Here is a 19,670-nt window from a genome sequence, read left to right as displayed (position 1 = left end):
CGACGACCAGCACCGACGCCTCAGGAGACGCTGACCGCGGCCTGTTCTCGACGCTCACGCGACGGCATCGCCAAGGTCAGCACCGCGAGCACCATCGCGACGACGGCGATGGCGCCCATCATCATGATGCTGCCGCCCAGGCTGTGCGAGCTGAAGAACACCGTGGTCAGTACCGCGAGGCCGACAGCATTGCCGATCTGTTCGATGGTCGGCAGCACACCGGAGGACTCGGCCATCCGATGCGCGTCCAACCCGGACAGCATCATCGGTTGCAGCTGCACGCCGAACAGGCCGACACCGAATCCGGCCGCGAACACCGGACCGGCGCACAGCAGCGCGTTCGCCACACCGTCGACCAGATACAGGTACACCCCGCCCGCCGCGATGCACCCGCCGAACAGCGCGATCCCGGCGGCCAGCGCCCAGATATCCCAGCGGGGCACCAGAATCAGCGAGCCGAGGGCACCGGCGCCGGCACCGAGGGCGAACAGGGTCATCACCATGCCGGTGAGCAGCGGCGAATAGCCGAGCACATCCTGCATGGTGATCGAGGCGGCGAACACGAACGCGGTGAACAGTCCGAAGAAGGTGCCGACCAGTGCCGAGCCGATCCGGAAACCCTGGTTGCCGAACAGGTCGAGGCGAACGAGCGGGTCGGCGCCTCGCGCGGTGCGGGCGCGCTGCTGGGCGAGGAACACCGCCGTCAGTACGAGCCCGCCACCGGTGACGGCGATGAGGTGGAGTCGCCACCCGTGCTCCTGGATCTGCGCCATGCCCGCGATCAGGGCGAACAACCCGAGCCCGGACAGCGTGGCACCGACCAGATCGAGTCGGTGACGACCGACCGGGCTGTTCCGGTCCAGGAATTTCCAGGCCAACCCGAACGCGAACAGACCGATCGGCAGATTGATCAGGAAGACCGACCGCCACCCCCACCCACCGATGTCGATGGTGAGCAGCACGCCGCCCACGATGGGCCCGAGCATCCCGGCGAATCCGGCCACTCCCCCATAGAGCGCGAAGACCAAGGGATGGCGTTCGCGCGGAAAGCCGGCCGTGAGAAGAGCGATCGTCTGGGCCGCCATGCCCGCCCCCGCCGCTCCTTGGACCACGCGCGCGATCACGAGTTCAGTAGGGCCAGCGGCCAATCCGCACCACACGGAGGCGGCGGTGAAGGCGACCACCGACACCAGGAACATCGTGCGCCGACCGACCATCGCACCGATCCGCGCGGCGGTGAGCAGGGTGCAGGCGAACGCCAGCGCATAGCCGGAGATCACCAGCAGTTGCGCCGACCTCGACGCCCCGAGGTCGGCGGTCAGGCTCGGCAGCGCGGTGTTCACGATCGTCACGTCGATCATCTGCATGAACACCGCGATCAGACAGGCACCGAACGCCAGCCACGCGCCGAGCTCGGGTACCTGTGCCTTCGCGACCCCGGTGGTTTCGCTCATGACACCAGTTCCATCGTGGCGCGCGGGGCCGACATCGACATCTGGGTCGGGAAACTCATCTGCACCATCCGATGCGGCGCCGCCACCTCGAACAGCGCGATGAACGGCGGCACGACCGAGCCGACCATCTTGTCCAGCATCCCGTTCACCTGCTCGAAGCCGGGCCGCAACCGCACCTGCCAACACGGGAACACCCCGGCCGTCCCCGCGAAGACGACCTGTTTCTCCACCCGGACCAGCAGTGGCCAGTGCACGGAGGACGCGAGCCACACGTCGACCGTTTCGACCAGCCCGTCGGCGAAATCCAGTCCGCGCAACATGGTCAGTCCAGCGGCTATCGGCATCACATTCGGGGGGAACGGACCGGGCAGGCCGCCGAACTGCAGATGCACGGTGTCGACGAAATTCACCTCTTCGCGAGAAACCACCGTTGCTCCCGACAGTGTCTGCGCGCGATAGCTTTCCGCGTGCAGTCGCCCGTCGATGCGCCCTATTCGCTGTTCGACCGTCATGACCAGTGCACGGTCGCACCCACTCTTGTCTTCCGGGCTCGCCTCGATCGTCGTGTGGTAGCCGCCCCGGTCGTGCACGACGACGTGGGAGACCTCGAAGCCGCCGGGCTCGCCGGAGATGCCGACGCGGTATCTCGACTTCTCGCCGTCGGGAATGCCGGGGTCACGAAAGATGGTCGGTTCGAATTCTTCTCGGATCATGGGTGCTCCGTGGCGCTGTCGATGATGGCTCCGAAAACGGACTGCATGGTGGCCAGGTAGCGCCGCACCGACTCCTGCGCGATCGCGGTGTCGGGGAAGATGACGCTCAGCGTCGTTTGCCCCGGTAGCCGGTTGATCCAGATGAGGGCTTCCTCCGAGGCTGCGCGGTTGGCGAAAACCCCGGCTTTCATGCCGTCGAACAGCTCGTTGCCCAGAAATTCCCTCGCGTCGATGAACGAGATCATCGGGGTGACCCACCCCGGCTCGGCCTTGATCTCGGAATCAGCGGGCAGCAGGTCGAGAACACGGTGAAAAGAGGTGGGCGCCAACAGCAGTCCGCTGTCGTAGGCCCGTTGCGCGATCATGAGCGCGCGGGCGAAGGTCATGCGTTCGCTGAGCGGGAACGCGACCGGAACGAGCGTCACGTACCAGCCCACCGAATTGTTCTCGGCTGCCGTGGTCCTGGTACTGACCGGGGTCATGCCGAAGTAGTAGTCCGAACCGACCAGCTCGCGTTCGGCCAGTGCGGCCGCGGCGAACACACCGCCGACGAATTCGGCGCCGTTGGCCCGGCAGACCTCTTCGAATCGATCGGCCTGTTCGTCGTCGAACAGCACGACACTGAGGTGGGCGCTGCGATGGTAGCCGTCGGTCTTCTCGCCCAGGTCGAGCGGGAAAACCGGTAGCCGATTGTCGTTGCCACGCAACAGCGCGAGCCACTTCTTCACACCCGCCGAGGACAGGCTCTGCTGCTCGCTGAAGAGCCGCTCGTTGCGGCAGTAGTCGAGATAGCTGGCCGCGGGAGCGAGCGGTTCGGCCTCGTCCCACAGCTGCGCGGCGTAGAGCTGGGCGAAGTCGGCCGCGGACAGGTACTGCCCGAGACCGTCGGTGTGCAGATGGTCGACGGCCAGGTACACGGTGGTGGAATCGCCGTGCTCGATGGTGCCGAAGGTGAAGCAATCCCATTGGAACGGGCCGGGTGTCGTCTTCTCCACGTGTCGGCAGATCGACTCGGGGTCGTCGATGTGGCCGTAGTCGACCGGGACGAACTCGACATCGGCCTCCGGCACCAGATGGCGCCGCACCGTGCCGCCTGGTTCGACGGCGAACCACGTGCGAAAGGTGTCGTGGCGCATCAGGAATGCGCGGATCGCCCGGGTGATGGCGTCGCGGTCGAGGTCACCGGTGGGGATCTCGGCGGTCACCAGGCACAGGCCGGAGAACCGGAAGTCCGCGCCGCCGTGCCGGTCGGCCAGACGCAGATACTGCTCCTGCTGGAGCGAGGGCGGTGCCGGATGGACCGGCGCCCCGGCCGCGCGCGCGACCGAGTCCGCCGAGGCGAACCAGGTCACGAGCCGACCGGGAGACGGGCGCCATTCGTCGATCAAACCGAAGTCGACCATCAGTGCGATCCCGCCATCGAGACCTCCGCCGATCGGTCGACGGTCCATCGGTCGGACATCTCGACACTCGGCGGGCCGGATTCACCGGACACGGACGCCACCTCCGGAAGTGGCGGTGTCACAGTGGGTTCGGAGGCGAGAATCAGCTCCGCGACCTTCGGACCGGCCTGTTCCAGGCTGAACGAGCGACCCATCTGCATCGACATCAGGTCGATGCCGAGCGTCTTGGTGACCCGCGCGCCCAGTTCGACCGCCATCAACGAGTCGAGCCCCAGCTCGGGCACCGGCACTGTCATGTCGATCGACTCGACGGGAACCCCCATGACAACGGCGAGTTCGTCGGCCATCTTGCGGGCGATGGCAGGTCCGCGCTTGGCCTCCTCCATCGCGGCGAGTTCGGCACGGAGCCTGGCCAATTCGGAGGTGTCCTTGGCCGAGGATTGGGCCAGGGCGGCGGTGCGGCCGGTGCGCACCAGCTGCGGGAAGGTTCCGGTCAGTTTCGCCCAGTCGGTGGGGATGATCGCCGCGTTCGTCACGCCGAGGCGCAGGGTCTGTTCCAGGTAGGCGGTGGCGTCGGCCATGTCGATCGGACCGAACCCCACCAGGTCCAGATACTTTTCGGCGGTTTCGTCCGAGGCCATGCCGCCCGAGGCGCCCGACAGGTGGCCCCAGCCGATGCACAGTGCGCGCTCACCGACGGCGGCCCAGCGCCGTGCCAATGTTTCGACGGCGACGTTGGCGGCGCAGTAGTTGTACTGACCGTAGATCCCATACATCGAGCCACCCGAGGAGCACAGGACGAACATGTCCAGGGTGATGCCCGCATCGGCTACTGCCTGGTGGATCACCTGCGCGCCATGAACTTTGGGGCGATAGACACGGTCGAGCTCGTCGAGCTCCATGTTGGCGAGTCGGTTGTCGGCCACCGCGCCCGCGGCGTGGAATACCCCGCGCAACCGATGTTGTTCGCCGTGCGCGCGAGCGACGATCGCGGCGACCGCGGCGGCATCGGTCACGTCGGCATGTTCTTCGATCGCCTCGATGCCCACCGCGCGCCACGCCTCCAGCTGGCGCCGGGCTGTCTCGGTGGTGGCGCCGCTGCGCCCGACCAGCACCAGCCTGCGCGCACCGCGCAGCGCCAGCCAGCGACCGATCGCCATGCCGAACCCGCCGAACCCGCCGGTGATGAGATAACTTCCGGCGCCGTCGATGTCGAGTGGCGGCAGGTAGGGCCGCACGGGCGGTTGCGGGTCGTCCATCCGCAGCGCGACCCGGCCCACGCGCGAGGACCGCAGTGTCTCCTCGAACGCCTGGCTCACCTCGTGCGTCTGGAACATCTGGTACGGCAACGGGGTGTAGACACCCTCGGTGACCTTCTCGAACACCCGCTGCAGCAGTCGCGACAGTCGTTGCGGGCGCACCGCGACCAGGCGGTCCAGATCCATCGAGTAGTAGGCGAGATTCTTGTCGAAGTTGGCCAGTTCCAGCAGCCCGCCGGTGTAGATATCGGCCTTGCCGACCTCGACGATGCGCCCGAATTCGGCTGCGGCATTGAAGTTCTGGCGCAGGATCTCACCGGGCGCGCTGCTGACGATCACGTCGGCACCGGCACCGCCGGTCAGCGCGAGGACGTCGTCGACGAAGTTGAGCGAACGCGAGTTCACCGCGAAGTCCGCGCCCATGGCCAGGACGTGTTCGCGGCGCTCGGGTGAGCTCGCCGTGCCGATGATGCGGGCGCCGATCGACTTGGCCACCTGGATGGCCGCGGTACCGACACCGCCTGCCGCGCCGTGGATCAGCACGGTCTCGCCCGCTTCGAGGCGGGCCAGGTCGTGCAGCGCGTATTCGGCCGTGCCGAAGGCGATGGTGCTGGTGCAGTAGCCGGGATCGGTGTCGGCGGGCACGATCACGGCCAGCGCCCGATCGACGACGGCGAATCTGCGCATCATGCCCTTGGACGCCACCGCGACCTTGTCGCCGACCGCGACATCGGTGACGTCGGCGCCGACCCGCACCACGGTGCCGATGCCCTCCATGCCGGGCACGGTGCCGAAATACGTCGGCGCGAGTTCGCGTTCGCCGAGCAGTCCGATGACCTTGAGCGGATCCTTGTAGTTCAATCCGATCACCGCCATCGCGACTTCGACCTGGCCCGTGCCGGGTTCCGGACGCGGGCACTCACGCCACGCCACCTGCGAGAGCACACGCGTGCGTGGCATATCCAGCTCGAAGTTCACCTCCGGATCGGCCAACGGATGCGACGTCTCGAGCTCTTCGATGCGCTCGGGCAGCGGCTTGGTCACCATCGGCACCAGGCGCTTGCCCGCGCGCAGCAGCACCTCGTCGCTGTTGTCGAGAGTGAAGGCACCGGGCACACCGAGTTCGGTGACGAGTTCGCCGATCGTGGTGGCGGGCTCGGTGTCGATCAACCGCCAGCGCAGTGGGGTCTGTTCATTGAGCAGCACCCGGCGGCCACCGGCGAGGGCGGCGTGGCGCGGGTCCGGTTCGACCCCGCTACCAGGAGCCATGAAGGCGGATTCGGTCACCAGCGTGGCGTGGACGTTGCCGTCGCCGAAGCTGATCTGTGGCGGGGCGCCTTCCACGGTCGGGGTGACGTACTCCGACACCGCGACAGCGACGCGCTTGAGCGTCCACAGGTCGGCGACGTCGTCGGTACCCGCACCGACCACGACACAGACGTGTGTGCGCTGCGTGTCGTCGGCTTTCGCCGCCTCCAGATTCGTGACGAGATCGGACTGCAGTTCGTCGCTGTTCGGGTCGACGAGCAACACTCGCGACCCCGGCATCGCGGCGGCGAGTTCAGCGGTGCGCGGGCTGTCGCCGAGCGCGACGATCACGGTGGACACCGACCCGGCTTCGACCAGGGACGCGGGGTCGATCGGGTCGCGTTCTTCGAGCACCTCGGTGTAGTAGAAGTCGGCCATCCGGTGCAGTGGGCTGTCACCGGGCTTGAGCGCGCCGATCTGCAGGCCCGTCAACCGCGCGACCAGCTTTCGGTCGCGGTCGAGCAGGTCGACATCGGCGCGCAGGCGAGCGGCGGGGTCGCGGCGGGCGACGACGGTGATCTCCGCGGGCAGTTCGGCGAGCAGCCGCACCGCGTTCACTCCCACGGGCACCATGACGCCCTCGTTGATCCGCTCGTCGGTGAAAAGCATGGCCGCGCACTGCATCGCGGCGTCGACGACGGCCGGATGCGCCAGATGCCGCGACCCTTCGGCGATGCTGCCGTCGACGGTGGCCAGTACGACGTCGCGTCCGACCCGCACCGAGGTCACCCGCTGGAACGTGGGACCGTACTGCAGCCCGGCCGAGGCGAGGCCCGCGTAGAACATCGCCGGGTCGACATCGACACCGATCTCGATGGTGGGCAGCTCGACTTCGGTCTGTTCGTGACTACCGGTCAGCGAACGCCCCGTCGAGTGCACCGTCCACGCCGTACCGGTCGCGCTGCGCGATCTGATCATGAAGCGGCCGCTGGCCTCCTCCACGCTCATCGCGACCAGCGGAACATCGGGGGCGCCCATGATCAGCGGAGCGACGAACCGAACCCCCTCCAGTGCAACCTGTTTGCTGCCGATCCGGGCAGCGGTGGCGCTCAGCGCCGCGTCCAGGTACGCCGCACCCGGCATGATCTTGACGCCGTTGACGACATGGTCGACCAGCCACGGCAACAGTTCGGTGCCCACCTGCAGCAACCACTCGGGACGCCCCTCCACATCGGGGTCGCCGAGCATCGCGTGGCCGCCGGGCGTACCGAGGCGTGCCTGCTCGAACAGTGGCAGCGACGAGTGCAGACGGGTGCGCTGCCAGGGATACCGCGGCAGCGGCACGTGCGCGGTGACGCCCCGCTCCGCTGGGAACAGCACGTCACGATCGAGCACACCGGCGGCATGCAGGCCGATGAGGGTGCGCCGGAAGCTGTGCGAATCGGACTGCTCGCGGTCGAGAGTGGGCACCGTGGTGCCGTTCACGTCCGCGTCGACCAGAGCTTCGCGGATATTGCCCGACAGCACCGGATGCGGACCGACCTCGAGGAAGATCCGATTGCCCGCGCCGATCAGGCTCCCGATCGCGTCGAAGAAGCGCACCGGCTGACGGACATTCGACCACCAGTACTCGCCGTTCCAATCACCTTCGGTGACCAGCTCGCCGGTCACCGAGGAGTACAGCGGCACCGACGGCGCCTGCGGCGCCAGATCGGCCAGCGCCGTGAGCAGTTCGTCGTGGATCGGATCCATCAGTCGGCTGTGATAGGGCACCTCGACCCGCAGCCGGCGTGCGAATATGCCGTCCTCCGTAAGCTTTTCGGCGATCTCGTCGAGTCGGTCGACGTCGCCGGACAGGGTCAGCGAAGTGGGGCTGTTGATCGCGGCGATGTCGACGCGCGGATCGCCGGCGATGAGCGCGTCGGCCTGATCCTTGGTCATGCCGACGGCGAGCATCCCGCCGCTTCCCGCGGTCGTGGCCTGCAATCGCGCCCGGTGATAGGCCACGCGCACCGCCTCGCGCAGTGACAGCATGCCGCTCACATACGCCGCCGACACCTCACCCACACTGTGGCCGACGATGGCCGCGGGGACGATGCCGTATTCGGCCAGCTCGCGCACCAGGCCCACCTGGACGAGGAAGTTCGCCGGCTGGGCGACCTCGGTGCTGGTGACCCGGGACTCGTGCTCCGGCTTGCCCAGTTCCTCGATGATCGACCAGCCCGCGATCGCGCGGAATTCCGCGTCGATCTCCTCGGCGGTTTCGGCGAACACCCCGCCGGCCGCGAGCAGACCACGGGCCATCTTCCAGTGCTGCGGACCCATCCCCGAGAACACGAACACCGGCTCGGCGGCGCTGGAGGAGACTGTGCGGCTGGCGTCGCGTCCGTTACCCGACGCGTACTCGTGCAGTTCATGGACCAATTCGTCGGTGGAGCCGTCGAGGAGTACGCCGGTGCGGAACGGGTGGTGCGACATTCGGGTCCACGCCGCTTCGGCCAGCTGATCCGGGTCCGCCCCCGCGGTGATCAGGTCGGCGAACCGGCCCGCCAACGCACGCGCGGCGCCGGTACTGCGGGCCGAGATGGGCAGGATGCCTAGGTGGCGGGCCGGTTCGGTCGGCGATTCGGGCGCGCGGAACTCCTGCAGGATCGCGTGGGCGTTGGTGCCGCCGTAACCGAAACCGTTGACCGCCACCGCCATCGGCGCGGCGTCCTCGGGCAGCGGTTGCGCCTCGGTCTGCACGTGCAGACCCAGCTCGTCGAACGGAATGTCGGGGTTCGGGTTGTTCAACCAACCCTGCGGCGGCAGCGTGCGATGTTGCAGCGCCAGTGCGGCTTTGATAACGCTGGCGACGCCGGCGGCGGCCTCGGTGTGACCGATCGTCGCCTTCACCGAGCCGACGCCGATGGTGCCGGTGCGCCCGGACGGTGCGCCGAAAACCCTGCCGAGAGCACGCAATTCGACCGGATCGCCGACCAGCGTTCCGGTGCCGTGCGCCTCCAGGTAGGTGATCTCGTCCGGTGCCAGGCCCGAACGTTCGCAGACGGTGCGGGCCAGCGACTCCTGCGAGTCGGCGTTGGGCACCGTGATCGCGGTTGTGCGCCCGTCCTGATTCGACCCGGTGGCCTTGATCACGGCATAGACCCGATCACCCTCGCGGACAGCATCTTCGAGCTTCTTCAGCGCCACCATTCCCGCGCCTTCACCGCGACCGTAGCCGTCGGCGGAGGCGTCGAAGGACTTGCAGCGACCGTCCGTGGCCAGGAAACCGCCTTTGCACATGAGCACGAAGGTTTCCGGCTGCAGCATCACATTGACCCCGCCCGCCAGCGCGACCTTGCAGTCGTCGTTCTCCAGCGCCTGGCAGGCCAGGTGCAGCGCGACCAGCGACGAGGAGCACGCGGTGTCGACGGTGATCGCCGGACCGACCAGGTTCAGCGCGTAGGCGATCCGATTGGACAGCATCGTGTAGGAGGCACTGGCCGGGGTGTGCATGTCGGTGTGGAACAGCGCGGGGCCCACCACGCCGATCACCGACTGGTCGACGACGAAGCCGCCCACATAGACCCCGACCTGTGCGCCGGCCGAGCGCCCCGCGATCCCGGCGTCGTCGAGGGCCTCCCAGGTCACCTCGAGCATCAGCCGCTGCTGCGGGTCGAGCACCGTGGCCTCGCGCGGTGAGATCCCGAAGAAGTCGGGATCGAACTCCCACGGATCGTTGGTCATGAAGGCGCCGTGCTTGGTATAGCTGCGCCCCGGCGTCCGTGGCTCGGGGTCGTAGTAGCGGCGCCAGTCCCAGCGATCGGCGGGCATCTCCACGACGCCGTCACGCTTGTCGACGATAAAGTCCCAGAACGATTCCGGGGAGTCGATCCCGCCCGCGAACCGACATCCGATTCCGACAATGGCAATATCCGACACGTAATTTCCTCCGGTTCGACCGGCCTGTGGCAATGACCGTTGGTGTCAACGTAGAAGCCCACCACCGTGGCGATCGTCCGATTACCGACCTCTGGAATTTCGGACGGGTAATAGCGAGCCTCTCTGTGATCGGGCCCATATAGCGAAGTCATGCCTCACAACAAGACTCGGAGATTCATTGTGACCGGCCGCAACATTGCGCGGTAGCGACCGAAAAGACCACCGGCAGTGACAAGTTCGACACATCGCGAGCAGTTGGGAGGCGAATGTGTTCGCCGAGTTGACACAATGGGCAGACACCGTCGTGCGGCGGCGATATTTGGTGATCTTGATTATGGTGACCGGATTGTTGGCACTGGGAACTTACGGGCTCGGGCTCGGCGCGGATCTGAGTTCGAAAGGGTTCGACGATCCGTCCTCGGAATCGGTTCGTGCGGCGCACGTGCGCGACAACGCATTCGGTCGTGATCACAGCAGCGATGTGATTTTGTTGGTTCGGGCGCCCGAAGGCGCCACAATCGACGATCCAGCCTTTACCGAGACAGTCGTGGCGGGACTGAACAATCTGCCGCAGCGTTTCCCGAACGAGATCGACCGGATCAACGGCGCGTATTGGCCGACCGATACCGGCGTGGCGCTTCCCGACGTCTTCGGCTCGCCCGAACGTGACTACGCGTTCGCCTCCGTCGCGGTCAGCGGCCTCGATCCCACCGAACAGGGCCGCAACTACCGCAAGATCGCCGAGGAGTTCGTGATCCCCGGGGTCGAGGTCGAACTCGCCGGCGGGCAACCGGTCGCTCTCGCGTTGAACGACACCATGGTTCAGGATCAGCGACGCGTGGAGTTGTTCGCCATCCCCGCGGTCGCGATCCTGCTGTTCTTCCTGTTCGGCGGCGTCGTCGCCGCGGCGCTGCCGCTGATCATCGGCGGACTCACCATGCTCGGCGCGTGGGGGCTGCTGCGCTGCCTCACCGCGGTCACCGAGGTGAACTCCTTTGTCTCCCCTGTTGTCTCGATGATCGGCCTCGGCCTGGCGATCGACTACGGGCTGTTCGTGCTCAGTCGTTTCCGCGAGGAACTCGCCGACGGCCGCACGGTCGACGACGCGGTACGGCGTTCGGTGACCACCGCGGGGCGCACGGTGTTGTTCTCGGCCTTGATCGTGGTGGTCGCGGCCGCGGGCATTCTGGTGTTCCCGCAGGGCTTCCTGCGATCGTTCGCCTACGGCGCCATCATCACCATTTCCCTGGCGGCGCTGACCTCGATCACCCTGCTGCCCGCGATGCTGGCCGTGCTGGGCAGGCGAGTCGACTGGCTCGGCGTCGACTGGTTCCGCAAACCGGTCGCGAGCGACCGCGTCCCCGACAACAGGTGGGGCCGATTCGCCGCAGGCGTGATGAAACGTCCACTGGTGGTAGCGATTCCGATTTGCCTCGGACTGCTGCTGCTCATCGTTCCGATCCAGAATCTGGCCTTCGGCTCCATCAATGAGCGCTTTCTCCCGCCGACCCATCCGACGCGCTTGGCCCAGCAGCACTTCGACGAACTGTTCCCGCTGCGCCAGATCGACCCGATCGACCTGGTCATCGTCACTTTCGACCCCGAGACCGCCGAGACCGTCCGCGCCGACGCCAACCACGCCCCCGGCCTCGGCGCACCGTTCGCCGAGCCGATGCAGTCGCCGTTCCAGCCCCAGGTTCTCACCACCCACACCGTGCTCGCCGGTTCCGACGACGCCGAGGCGACCGTCGACTATCTGCGTTCGATGCCACTGCCGCCCGGCACAACACTGATGGTCGGGGGGAATCCCGCCGTGGAAAAGGACAGTATCGACGCACTCGTCGAGCGGATGCCGCTGATGATCGCGTTCGTCTTCCTGGCCAGCACGCTACTGATGGCGCTGACATTCGGTTCGCTGATCCTGCCGCTCAAAGCGGCCGCCTTGAACCTGCTCGGGCTCGGCGCCACCCTCGGCGTGCTGACGTGGGTCTTCATCGATGGGCACGGCGCGGGGTTGCTCGGCTTCACCCCGCAACCCATCATGTCGCTGGTCCTGGTCGTCATCGTGTCGGTGGTCTACGGGCTGTCGACCGATTACGAGGTATTCCTGCTGTCTCGCATCGTCGAAGCCAGGGCAGCGGGCGCCTCCACGACCGAAGCGGTGCAGGCGGGTATCGCCCGTACCGGCCGCATCATCACCGCGGCCGCGCTGATCCTGCTGGTCGTCACCGGCGCGTTCGCGTTGTCGGATCTGCTGATGATGCAGTACATCGCCCTCGGCATGGTCACCGCGCTGTTCATCGACGCCACCATCCTGCGGATGCTGCTGGTGCCCGCCTCCATGCGATTGCTCGGGGACGCCTGCTGGTGGGCGCCGACGTGGCTCAAACGCCTGCAGCCCACTGCTGAACACGAATCTCTCGCCCACTCGACACCTTCCGGAGCAGCTCCGACGCCAGTCCGCGGCGACCGGGACTGACCCCCGGAGTACCACCATGAAAGTCCGGAGCGGCACCGTCGACGTGCCCGCCGCACCCACCCGCGCGCTACCCGCCTTCGCGTGGCGCGAGGTGTCGATTGTCGCGACCGTGGCCGCGACCCTGTTCCTCGCCAGGATCGACCGCTACCGCATCGGCGGCGACGAACTGTATTTCCTCGCGGCCGGGCGACATCCGTCGGTGAGCTATGCCGATCAGGGCCCGTTGGTCCCGCTGCTGGCGGCACTGTCGGACTTCCTCGCGCCGGGATCCACTGCCGTCCTGCGGTTGCCCGCGCTGCTGTTCACGGTGCTGGCCATCGTGCTCAGCGCGGTGATGGCCAGAGAGTTCGGCGGTGGACGACTCCCCCAGACCCTCGCCGCGCTCGCCTACGCGACCACCCCGATGGCGGTGATGCAGTCGGCGATGCTGAGCACCTTCGCCCTCGACATCACCTTGACGGCGATGCTGGCGTGGCTGCTGATCCGCTGGGTGCGGACCCGCGAGGACTACCTACTGATCGCAGCGGGGTTCGTCGCCGCGGTCGACTTTCAGGTCAAGTGGCTGATTCCGATCATCTGGGCGGTGCTCGCCCTCGGTGTGGCCGTATTCGGACCGAGGGAGATGCTGCGTCGGCCCGCGTGGTGGCTGGGCTCGGGGTTGCTCGTCGGGTCGGCTGTCCCGATTCTGTGGTGGCAGCACAGCAATGGCTGGCCGCAGTTGGCGATGGGCGCGGTCGTGCGCGACGAACAACTCGCCACCGCCGGGTTGATGGCGGTGCCGTGGACGATGATCCAGGTCACCGGAGCGGGCGGGCTGCTGTTGATCGCCGGCATGTGGGCGGGTTTGCGCGCCGAGCGATTCCGGCCGTACTACTTCCTGATTCCGATGATCGCGCTCGGTCTCGGCGCGGTGGTGCTCGCGGGTCTGCGCCCCTACTTCGTCGCCGGTGCGTTTCCCGGCCTGTTCGCGGCGGGCGCGGTGTATCTGGCAGACCGTGGCTTCTCCCGGCTCGGGGCGATCATCAGCGGTGGCATCGGCGCACTCGCGACCGCGATCTGTGTCGCGCTCGTCGTCGTCCTGCCCCTACCGGACTCGGCACTGCGACAGTCCACCGACGACTATTCACAAATCCACTCGCGCAGTCTGCTTTTCGGGCTGGACGGTTGGGACGACCTGGTCACCGCAGTGGCCGAGACCTACGACCGGGTACCACCGCGGCAGCGCGAAGATCTGGTGATCGTCACCCAGAACTATTGGCAGGCAGCCGCACTCGACGACCTCGGGCCCGCCGCCGGTCTGCCCGCGGTATTCAGCCCGAACCGCGGCTACGGCTACTTCGGCACACCACCCGACACCGCCACCACCGTGCTCTACGTCGGGGTCGACGATCCAGACACCGTGCTGCGCACCCGCTTCAACCGGACCACCCTGCTGACCCACATCGACGAAACGCTCGGCTTTCCCGGCGTGAACCGCGGCGTCGCGGTGTGGCTGTGCGACGGGCCGAGCGAACCGTGGTCGGTCCTGTGGCCCGATGCCAGGCAACTGCGGTTCGTCGACGGGACGAGCCGCCATGAGCGATAGCGACGACACCGGAGCGAACGGAGACAAGACAGTGGTGCATTCGATGATGCGGCGGCTGGCACTCGCGGTGGCACTCGCCGCCACCGGACTGCCCGTCGTCGTGACAGCGCAGGCGGCCCCCGACCTGGTCGCGGCCCACGCCATGGCGGCGGCACTACCGGCGCCGAACGGCTCCTTCGCCGTCTCGGCGGCCGCCAACGGTCCCGGCAAGGTGATCGACCTGACCGTGCACTCGGCGGCGATGAACCGCCCGGTCACCGTCGCGGTCATTCCCGCCGCCGATCCCGCGGCGCCCGCGGGCTCGCTGTATCTGATCAACGGAGTAGACGGGGGCACCGACACCCCCGATTGGCGGGAGGGCAGCAACTGGTTCACCAAGACCGATGCCGTCGAATTCTTCGGCACCACGCAGGCGAACGTGGTGATGCCGATCGGCGGCGCGGGCGCCTTCTACACCGACTGGCAGACCGACGATCCGGGCACCGGACGCAATCGCTGGCTGACGTTCCTCACCACCGAACTGCCCCCGATCATCGACTCGGCCTTCCACGGCACCGGCCGCGATGCGGTGGCCGGTCTGTCGATGGCCAGCGCGGCGGTGTTCCGGATGGCACAGGAAGCGCCGCAACGATTCCGGATGGTCGGCTCCTTCAGCGGCTGTATCCAGACCAGCAACCCGGCTGGACAGGCGATGGTGGCCTCGATTGTCACCGCGCGGCGCGGCAACCCGCTGAATATGTGGGGGCCGCCCACCGATCCGGCCTGGACGACCAACGACGCGGCCCTCAATGCCGAGAAGCTGCGCGGGGTGCAGGTGTATGTCAGTACCGGCAACGGCCTGCCCGGCCCGCTGGACAACCTCAACGGCCCCGGCGTCAAGAGCAATCCGATGAAGCTGCTCGACCAACTGATCATCGGCGGTGTGCTCGACGGGATCACGGTGGTGTGCACCGCGTTGCTGCGCGACCGACTGGCCGCACTCGATATCCCGGCGACGTTCGACTTCCGCCCGGCGGGCACCCATTCCTGGGGTTACTGGGAGCAGGACATGCACACCTACTGGGAACGTGCCGCCGCACTGGTCGTCCCGTAGTCACACGAAGATATGCCTTTCCGAGAGCGAAGGAAAAATCGGCTGTCGAGCCGCGCCGAAGGTAAGCCAGGATAACCGGCACGAAAATCGCTTTCGGTTCGACTCACTCCGGGCGCCTTTGTGCGGGAAACGCACGTCCGAGCACAAACCTTGATGAGCCGACTCAATACCTGACCACCGAGCACCGAAAACCGGCTCGCGGAATCTACCCTTCGCCCATGGCAACTCGACGTTCCCCGCCCGGCAGTTCCCCCTGCACCATGCCGCCGCCGCGATCGCCCGACCGACGTCAGCGGTGGGACCGACTTCGCCGAAAAGGAACTCCGATGCCACCGAAACCCGTCGACCGGCGAATCCGCCCGAAACAAGAGCGAGCGAAGGCGACCAGGGAACACATTCTCGATACCGCCGCGGAGTTGTTCGGCCAGCGAGGAATCGACAACACCTCCACCAATGTCATCGCGGCGCACGCGCAGATCAGCATCGGAACGCTGTACCGGTACTTTCCGGAGCGGTCCTTCCTCGTCGACGAACTCCTCGACCGGCTCATCACCGACGTCGAGCAGGATTTCACCCAGCGCGTATTCAGCTTGACCGTAGAGACCTCGCCGACCAGCAGTGACGACTACGTCGCGATCGCGTCGGAGATTCTCGACGTCTTCGCCGATGCGCTGGCCGCCAAGTCGGATCTGGTTCGCGCGCTCGTGCGCAGCGTGCAGTTCTACAGCAGTGGGTTGCCCGAATTCGAACCGCGACTGCGGATGCTGCTCAAGCTCATCGTGATCCAGTTCGTCGGGCCCGGACACGACCATGACCACGACATGATGTCGTGGGTTCTGGTCAACACCGGTTTCGCCGCAGTGTTGCGTGCCTCGGCCGACGACGTGGCCGATGGCGACCGCGCCGCCGCCATCGCCATGACCGCACGGATGATCGGCACGTGGCTGTACGGCGAGATGCGACGCCATGAATAGACCGGTCGCGCAGTCCGTTACACCGGCACCTCGTCGCGGGCTTGGAGATCGGCGAGTACCAGGCGCAGTAGTTGTTCGGCACGGATGCGCTGCCAACCCAGCATCGCGTGCGGACTGAACCTGGCCTCCTCGAACAGCGCGACCAGTTCGTGCGCACCGTCGTCGTGCAGCACGCCACTGTCGAAAGCCCGTTCCAGCACCTCTCTCGGCGTATCCGAAACCAGCGGTGCCGCAGCACGATCCGCCGCCAGCCCGGCCTCCATCGCCACGTAGCAGGCGATCACGGCGGTGCGCGGATCCTGCCCCGGCGCGTTCATCGCGGCCAGGCCCATCTCGGCTGCCCTGGTCAGCGAGTCGACCGTATTAGCCACTTGCTCCTCGGTCAGTTCCACCCCTTCGACCAGGGGCGTCCGCCGCCCGGAGACGGTGACGCCGACGAGACCGACCAGCGCGATGCCGATCAACACGATCGCCAGCCCCACCACCCCCAGCAACGCCGTCCCGCTGAGACGCGACGAGTCGACCGCCGAGTCGACCACCTGCACCTCGACGGCACCCGACACCGGCGGCGTCCCTTCTGCCACGGTCGCCGGTGAAGTCGGTTGCCGCCTGGCACCGGGCAAGACGAACAGCATGGTGATACCGACAGCGAACGTCAGCGCGACAGCGCTGAGCGCGACGGGAGCCAGCACCGCGAACCGCTTGAACGACAGGCGAACCCCGAGATCACTTTCGAGCGCGGGCATCGCCAAGGGCAACCGATGCTGACTGACAATGACTCCGGCTAGCAAGATCACCACCGATACCAGCAGCAGTACCGGCATCAATGCGACGGCCACCGGCGAAGCACCGCCGGTTTCACTGGGAACAGCGGTCCCAGGTAAACGCCCGTTCAGCGCGATAATCGCTGCGACAATCAACATGATCGCCGCGAACAGACGACCTATTGGCGCCAATATCTTTCCCACTGCTGTACCGCCGAACCCCTGGAAGTCACCCGAAATGCCCACATAGTGGCATTTCGCCCGCCCACCAGGAACCGACTACACAAGGTTTGGTCGAAATCCCTCCGCACCCCCCGATTCCTTGTTTCTTACAACACTTCCTACCGCGGGGCAATGAAATTCTCAGCCAGGCATATCAATCGGCAAGAAAACTGGCGGCGTTCGCGTGTGCCCACTGACTGAAGGTGGTGGCGGGCTTGCCGGTGATGTCCTCGACACTGGTGATGGGCAGGGATTCCGGGGTCGGAGCGAAGTCGATCAGGACGTTGTCGACGTACCAGGTGGCGTTGTCGCCCATCGTGGGCCGCAGGGCGGTGATGGTTTCCTCGCGGGTGGAGGTGCGGAAGGCGATCTCGCGGTCGAGCGCGTCGGCGAGATGTGCGAGCAGGTCGGTGCGACTGAGGATCTCCGGGCCCGCGAGGGCGTGTGCGCGGCCGATGTGACCATCGGTCAGTAGCGCGGTCGCGGCGACCGCGGCGATGTCGTTCATGGCGATGGGTGCGCTCGCGGTGTCCGGGTGTGGTTCCCGGACCGCACCGCTTTCGCGGATCTGCTGGGACCACGTCAGGGTGTTCTCCATGAAGTCGGCGGGCCACAAATGGGTCCAGGCCAAGCCGCTGCCTTCCACAGCGTTGCACACACTGCCCCACCAGCTTTCGGGCTCACCGGACAGATCGACGACGTGTCGCACACCGGCGGCCCGCGCCAGCTCGAGCACCTCGGTGACAGTGCCCGGCGACGGTGCCAGATACATCCGGTCGACGCCCTCGAATGCCGCGGGCAAGCTGCCCGGTCGACCCAGATGCCCGCGTGCCACCTGGACCCCGGCAGGCAGTGCGGCTTTGCCCGGGTCGATGGTCAGCGCGCGAATGTCGGTGGCACCTCGCGCGATCAGCTGGTCCACGACCAGCCGCCCGATATTGGCCGTCGCCCCGGTAACCAGGATTGTCATCGGTTTTCCCTCCGTCGCGGCTCGTTGAACCCTTCGATCCTGCCAACGAAATCCGACCGACGCACATGGCAATTTTGCGCCGTGATCTCCGCCGCGGCCCCGCGAGTCCGCGGCGCCACAACGAGTCCAGCCGCCACGGCAGGGGGCTTTCGCGCCTGTCGAATCAGTGCTAATTTGGCACCGGAGATCAAGTTACTGGCCAGTAACATACTGTTGTCGGCCAGCGGAACGGGGGGCAATACCGTGAGCACTGCGACGTTCGCACTCGGGATCATCGGGGCCGTCATCACCGCGATCTGCTGGGGGTCACTGCTTCTCGGCCTGACCCGGATGGCGCGTGTTCTCCGCGCCGGTCAGCCCGACTGGTCACGAATACGCCCCGTGCTGCCACGGATGAAGACCGTCATCGTCGAGGTCGTCGCGCACACGCGGATGAACAAGTTCCGGACCGTCGGTTGGGCGCACTGGCTCGTGATGGTCGGATTCCTGCTCGGCATGGTGTTCTACTTCGAGTCCTACGGACAGACCTTCGACCCGGAGTTCGGGTGGCCGATCATCGGCGACACGTTCGGCTATCACCTGCTCGAGGAGATTCTCGGTCTCGCCACGGTCGTCGGGATCGTGGTGCTGATAACCATCCGCCAGTTGAACCATCCACGCCGACCCGAGCGCCTGTCCCGATTCAGCGGATCGAATCTCGTTGCCGCATATGCCATCGAGACGATCGTGCTCATCCACGGCCTCGGTGATGTTCTGCTCAAGGCAGGCAAAATCGCTACTTACGGCGGTGGGCATGTGTCGAGCGATCTGGTCACGATGCAGGTGGCACGGCTGCTCCCGGCCAGTCCTCTGATGATCTCGGTCTTCGCGTTCGTCAAGATGCTGGCCGGCGCGGCGTTCCTCTATCTCATCGGTCGCAAACTCACCTGGGGTGTGGCCTGGCACCGCATTTCGGCGTTCTTCAACATCTACTTCAAGCGTGAGGACTCCGGTGGCGTCGCCCTCGGAGCGGCCAAGCCCATGATGTCCGGTGGCACGGTCCTGGACATGGACACCGCCGATCCCGATGTCGACACGCTCGGCGTAGGCAAGATCGAGGACTTCACCTGGAAGGGCCTGCTCGACTTCACCACCTGCACCGAATGTGGTCGCTGCCAGTCGCAGTGCCCCGCCTGGAACACCGGAAAGCCGCTGTCCCCCAAGCTGCTCATCACGTCGTTGCGAGATCACGCCTATGCCAAGGCGCCTTACCTGCTCGCCGGTGGAGACGGAGACAAGCTGTCCGAATCGGACCGTGCCGAGGCGGAGCGTCCGTTGGTCGGTGGCGAGGATGTCCACGGGATCATCGATCCCGAGGTGTTGTGGTCGTGCACGACCTGTGGTGCGTGTGTCGAGCAGTGCCCGGTCGATATCGAGCACGTCGATCACATCATCGATATGCGCCGCTACCAGGTGTTGATCGAGTCGGAGTTCCCCTCCGAGCTCGCTGGTCTGTTCAAGAACCTGGAGAACAAGGGCAACCCGTGGGGTCAGAACTCCAAGGACCGCCTCAACTGGATCAAGGAAGTCGATTTCGACATCC

General features: G+C 66.6%; 11 protein-coding genes. 5 read left to right on the top strand and 6 right to left on the bottom strand.

Annotation, left to right across the window (positions count from 1 at the left end; translation table 11 throughout):
- Nucleotides 1-20: 20 nt before the first annotated feature.
- Genes IBJ82_RS34015 through IBJ82_RS34000 form a run of 4 tightly spaced genes read right to left on the bottom strand, consistent with a single transcriptional unit; the run spans nt 21 to nt 10,001 of the window.
- Nucleotides 21-1,454 carry an MFS transporter gene (locus IBJ82_RS34015; protein WP_194830096.1) on the bottom strand — a complete coding sequence of 478 codons (1,434 nt, stop codon included), beginning with the start codon at nt 1,452-1,454 and terminating at the stop codon, nt 21-23.
- Nucleotides 1,451-2,167, bottom strand: coding sequence for a hypothetical protein (locus IBJ82_RS34010; protein WP_194830095.1), 717 nt, complete (start codon nt 2,165-2,167; stop codon nt 1,451-1,453). The genes IBJ82_RS34015 and IBJ82_RS34010 overlap by 4 nt, the downstream gene beginning before the upstream one ends.
- Nucleotides 2,164-3,618 carry a condensation domain-containing protein gene (locus IBJ82_RS34005; protein ID WP_228538088.1) on the bottom strand — a complete coding sequence of 485 codons (1,455 nt, stop codon included), beginning with the start codon at nt 3,616-3,618 and terminating at the stop codon, nt 2,164-2,166. Before IBJ82_RS34005 ends, IBJ82_RS34010 begins: the two co-directional genes overlap by 4 nt.
- On the bottom strand, nt 3,570-10,001 hold the full coding sequence (locus IBJ82_RS34000; protein WP_194830094.1) for a type I polyketide synthase: 6,432 nt from the start codon (nt 9,999-10,001) through the stop codon (nt 3,570-3,572). Before IBJ82_RS34000 ends, IBJ82_RS34005 begins: the two co-directional genes overlap by 49 nt.
- A 334-nt stretch (nt 10,002-10,335) precedes the next feature.
- On the opposite strand from IBJ82_RS34000, the gene IBJ82_RS33995 reads away from it, so the two are divergent.
- From IBJ82_RS33995 to IBJ82_RS33980, 4 genes are all read left to right on the top strand, one after another.
- On the top strand, nt 10,336-12,480 hold the full coding sequence (locus IBJ82_RS33995) for an MMPL family transporter (RefSeq protein WP_228538086.1): 2,145 nt from the start codon (nt 10,336-10,338) through the stop codon (nt 12,478-12,480).
- A 16-nt stretch (nt 12,481-12,496) separates the two neighbouring features.
- Nucleotides 12,497-14,065 (top strand): glycosyltransferase family 39 protein, encoded by a 1,569-nt coding sequence (locus IBJ82_RS33990; RefSeq protein ID WP_194830092.1) that lies wholly within the window; start codon nt 12,497-12,499, stop codon nt 14,063-14,065.
- The gene (locus tag IBJ82_RS33985) at nt 14,055-15,158 is read left to right on the top strand and encodes an alpha/beta hydrolase family protein (RefSeq protein ID WP_228538085.1); all 1,104 of its coding nucleotides are present in this window, start codon (nt 14,055-14,057) and stop codon (nt 15,156-15,158) included. Before IBJ82_RS33990 ends, IBJ82_RS33985 begins: the two co-directional genes overlap by 11 nt.
- A gap of 326 nt (nt 15,159-15,484) precedes the next feature.
- Nucleotides 15,485-16,132 carry a TetR/AcrR family transcriptional regulator gene (locus IBJ82_RS33980; RefSeq protein WP_194830091.1) on the top strand — a complete coding sequence of 216 codons (648 nt, stop codon included), beginning with the start codon at nt 15,485-15,487 and terminating at the stop codon, nt 16,130-16,132.
- Between the two features lie 17 nt (nt 16,133-16,149).
- Here the strand turns inward: IBJ82_RS33980 and IBJ82_RS33975 are convergent, their stop codons facing one another.
- Nucleotides 16,150-16,971, bottom strand: coding sequence for a DUF4129 domain-containing protein (locus tag IBJ82_RS33975; protein WP_370585606.1), 822 nt, complete (start codon nt 16,969-16,971; stop codon nt 16,150-16,152).
- A 301-nt stretch (nt 16,972-17,272) separates the two neighbouring features.
- Nucleotides 17,273-18,088: an NAD(P)H-binding protein gene (locus tag IBJ82_RS33970; protein WP_194830089.1), complete on the bottom strand. Its 816-nt coding sequence runs from the start codon at nt 18,086-18,088 to the stop codon at nt 17,273-17,275.
- 243 nt (nt 18,089-18,331) lie between these two features.
- Here IBJ82_RS33970 and IBJ82_RS33965 point away from each other — a divergent pair.
- On the top strand, nt 18,332-19,670 hold a 1,339-nt coding region (locus tag IBJ82_RS33965), incomplete at its 3' end, for a (Fe-S)-binding protein (protein WP_194830088.1).

Source organism: Nocardia sp. XZ_19_231 (assembly GCF_015355705.1).
GTDB lineage: Bacteria > Actinomycetota > Actinomycetes > Mycobacteriales > Mycobacteriaceae > Nocardia > Nocardia salmonicida.
This window is presented reverse-complemented; position numbering and strand designations above follow the sequence as displayed.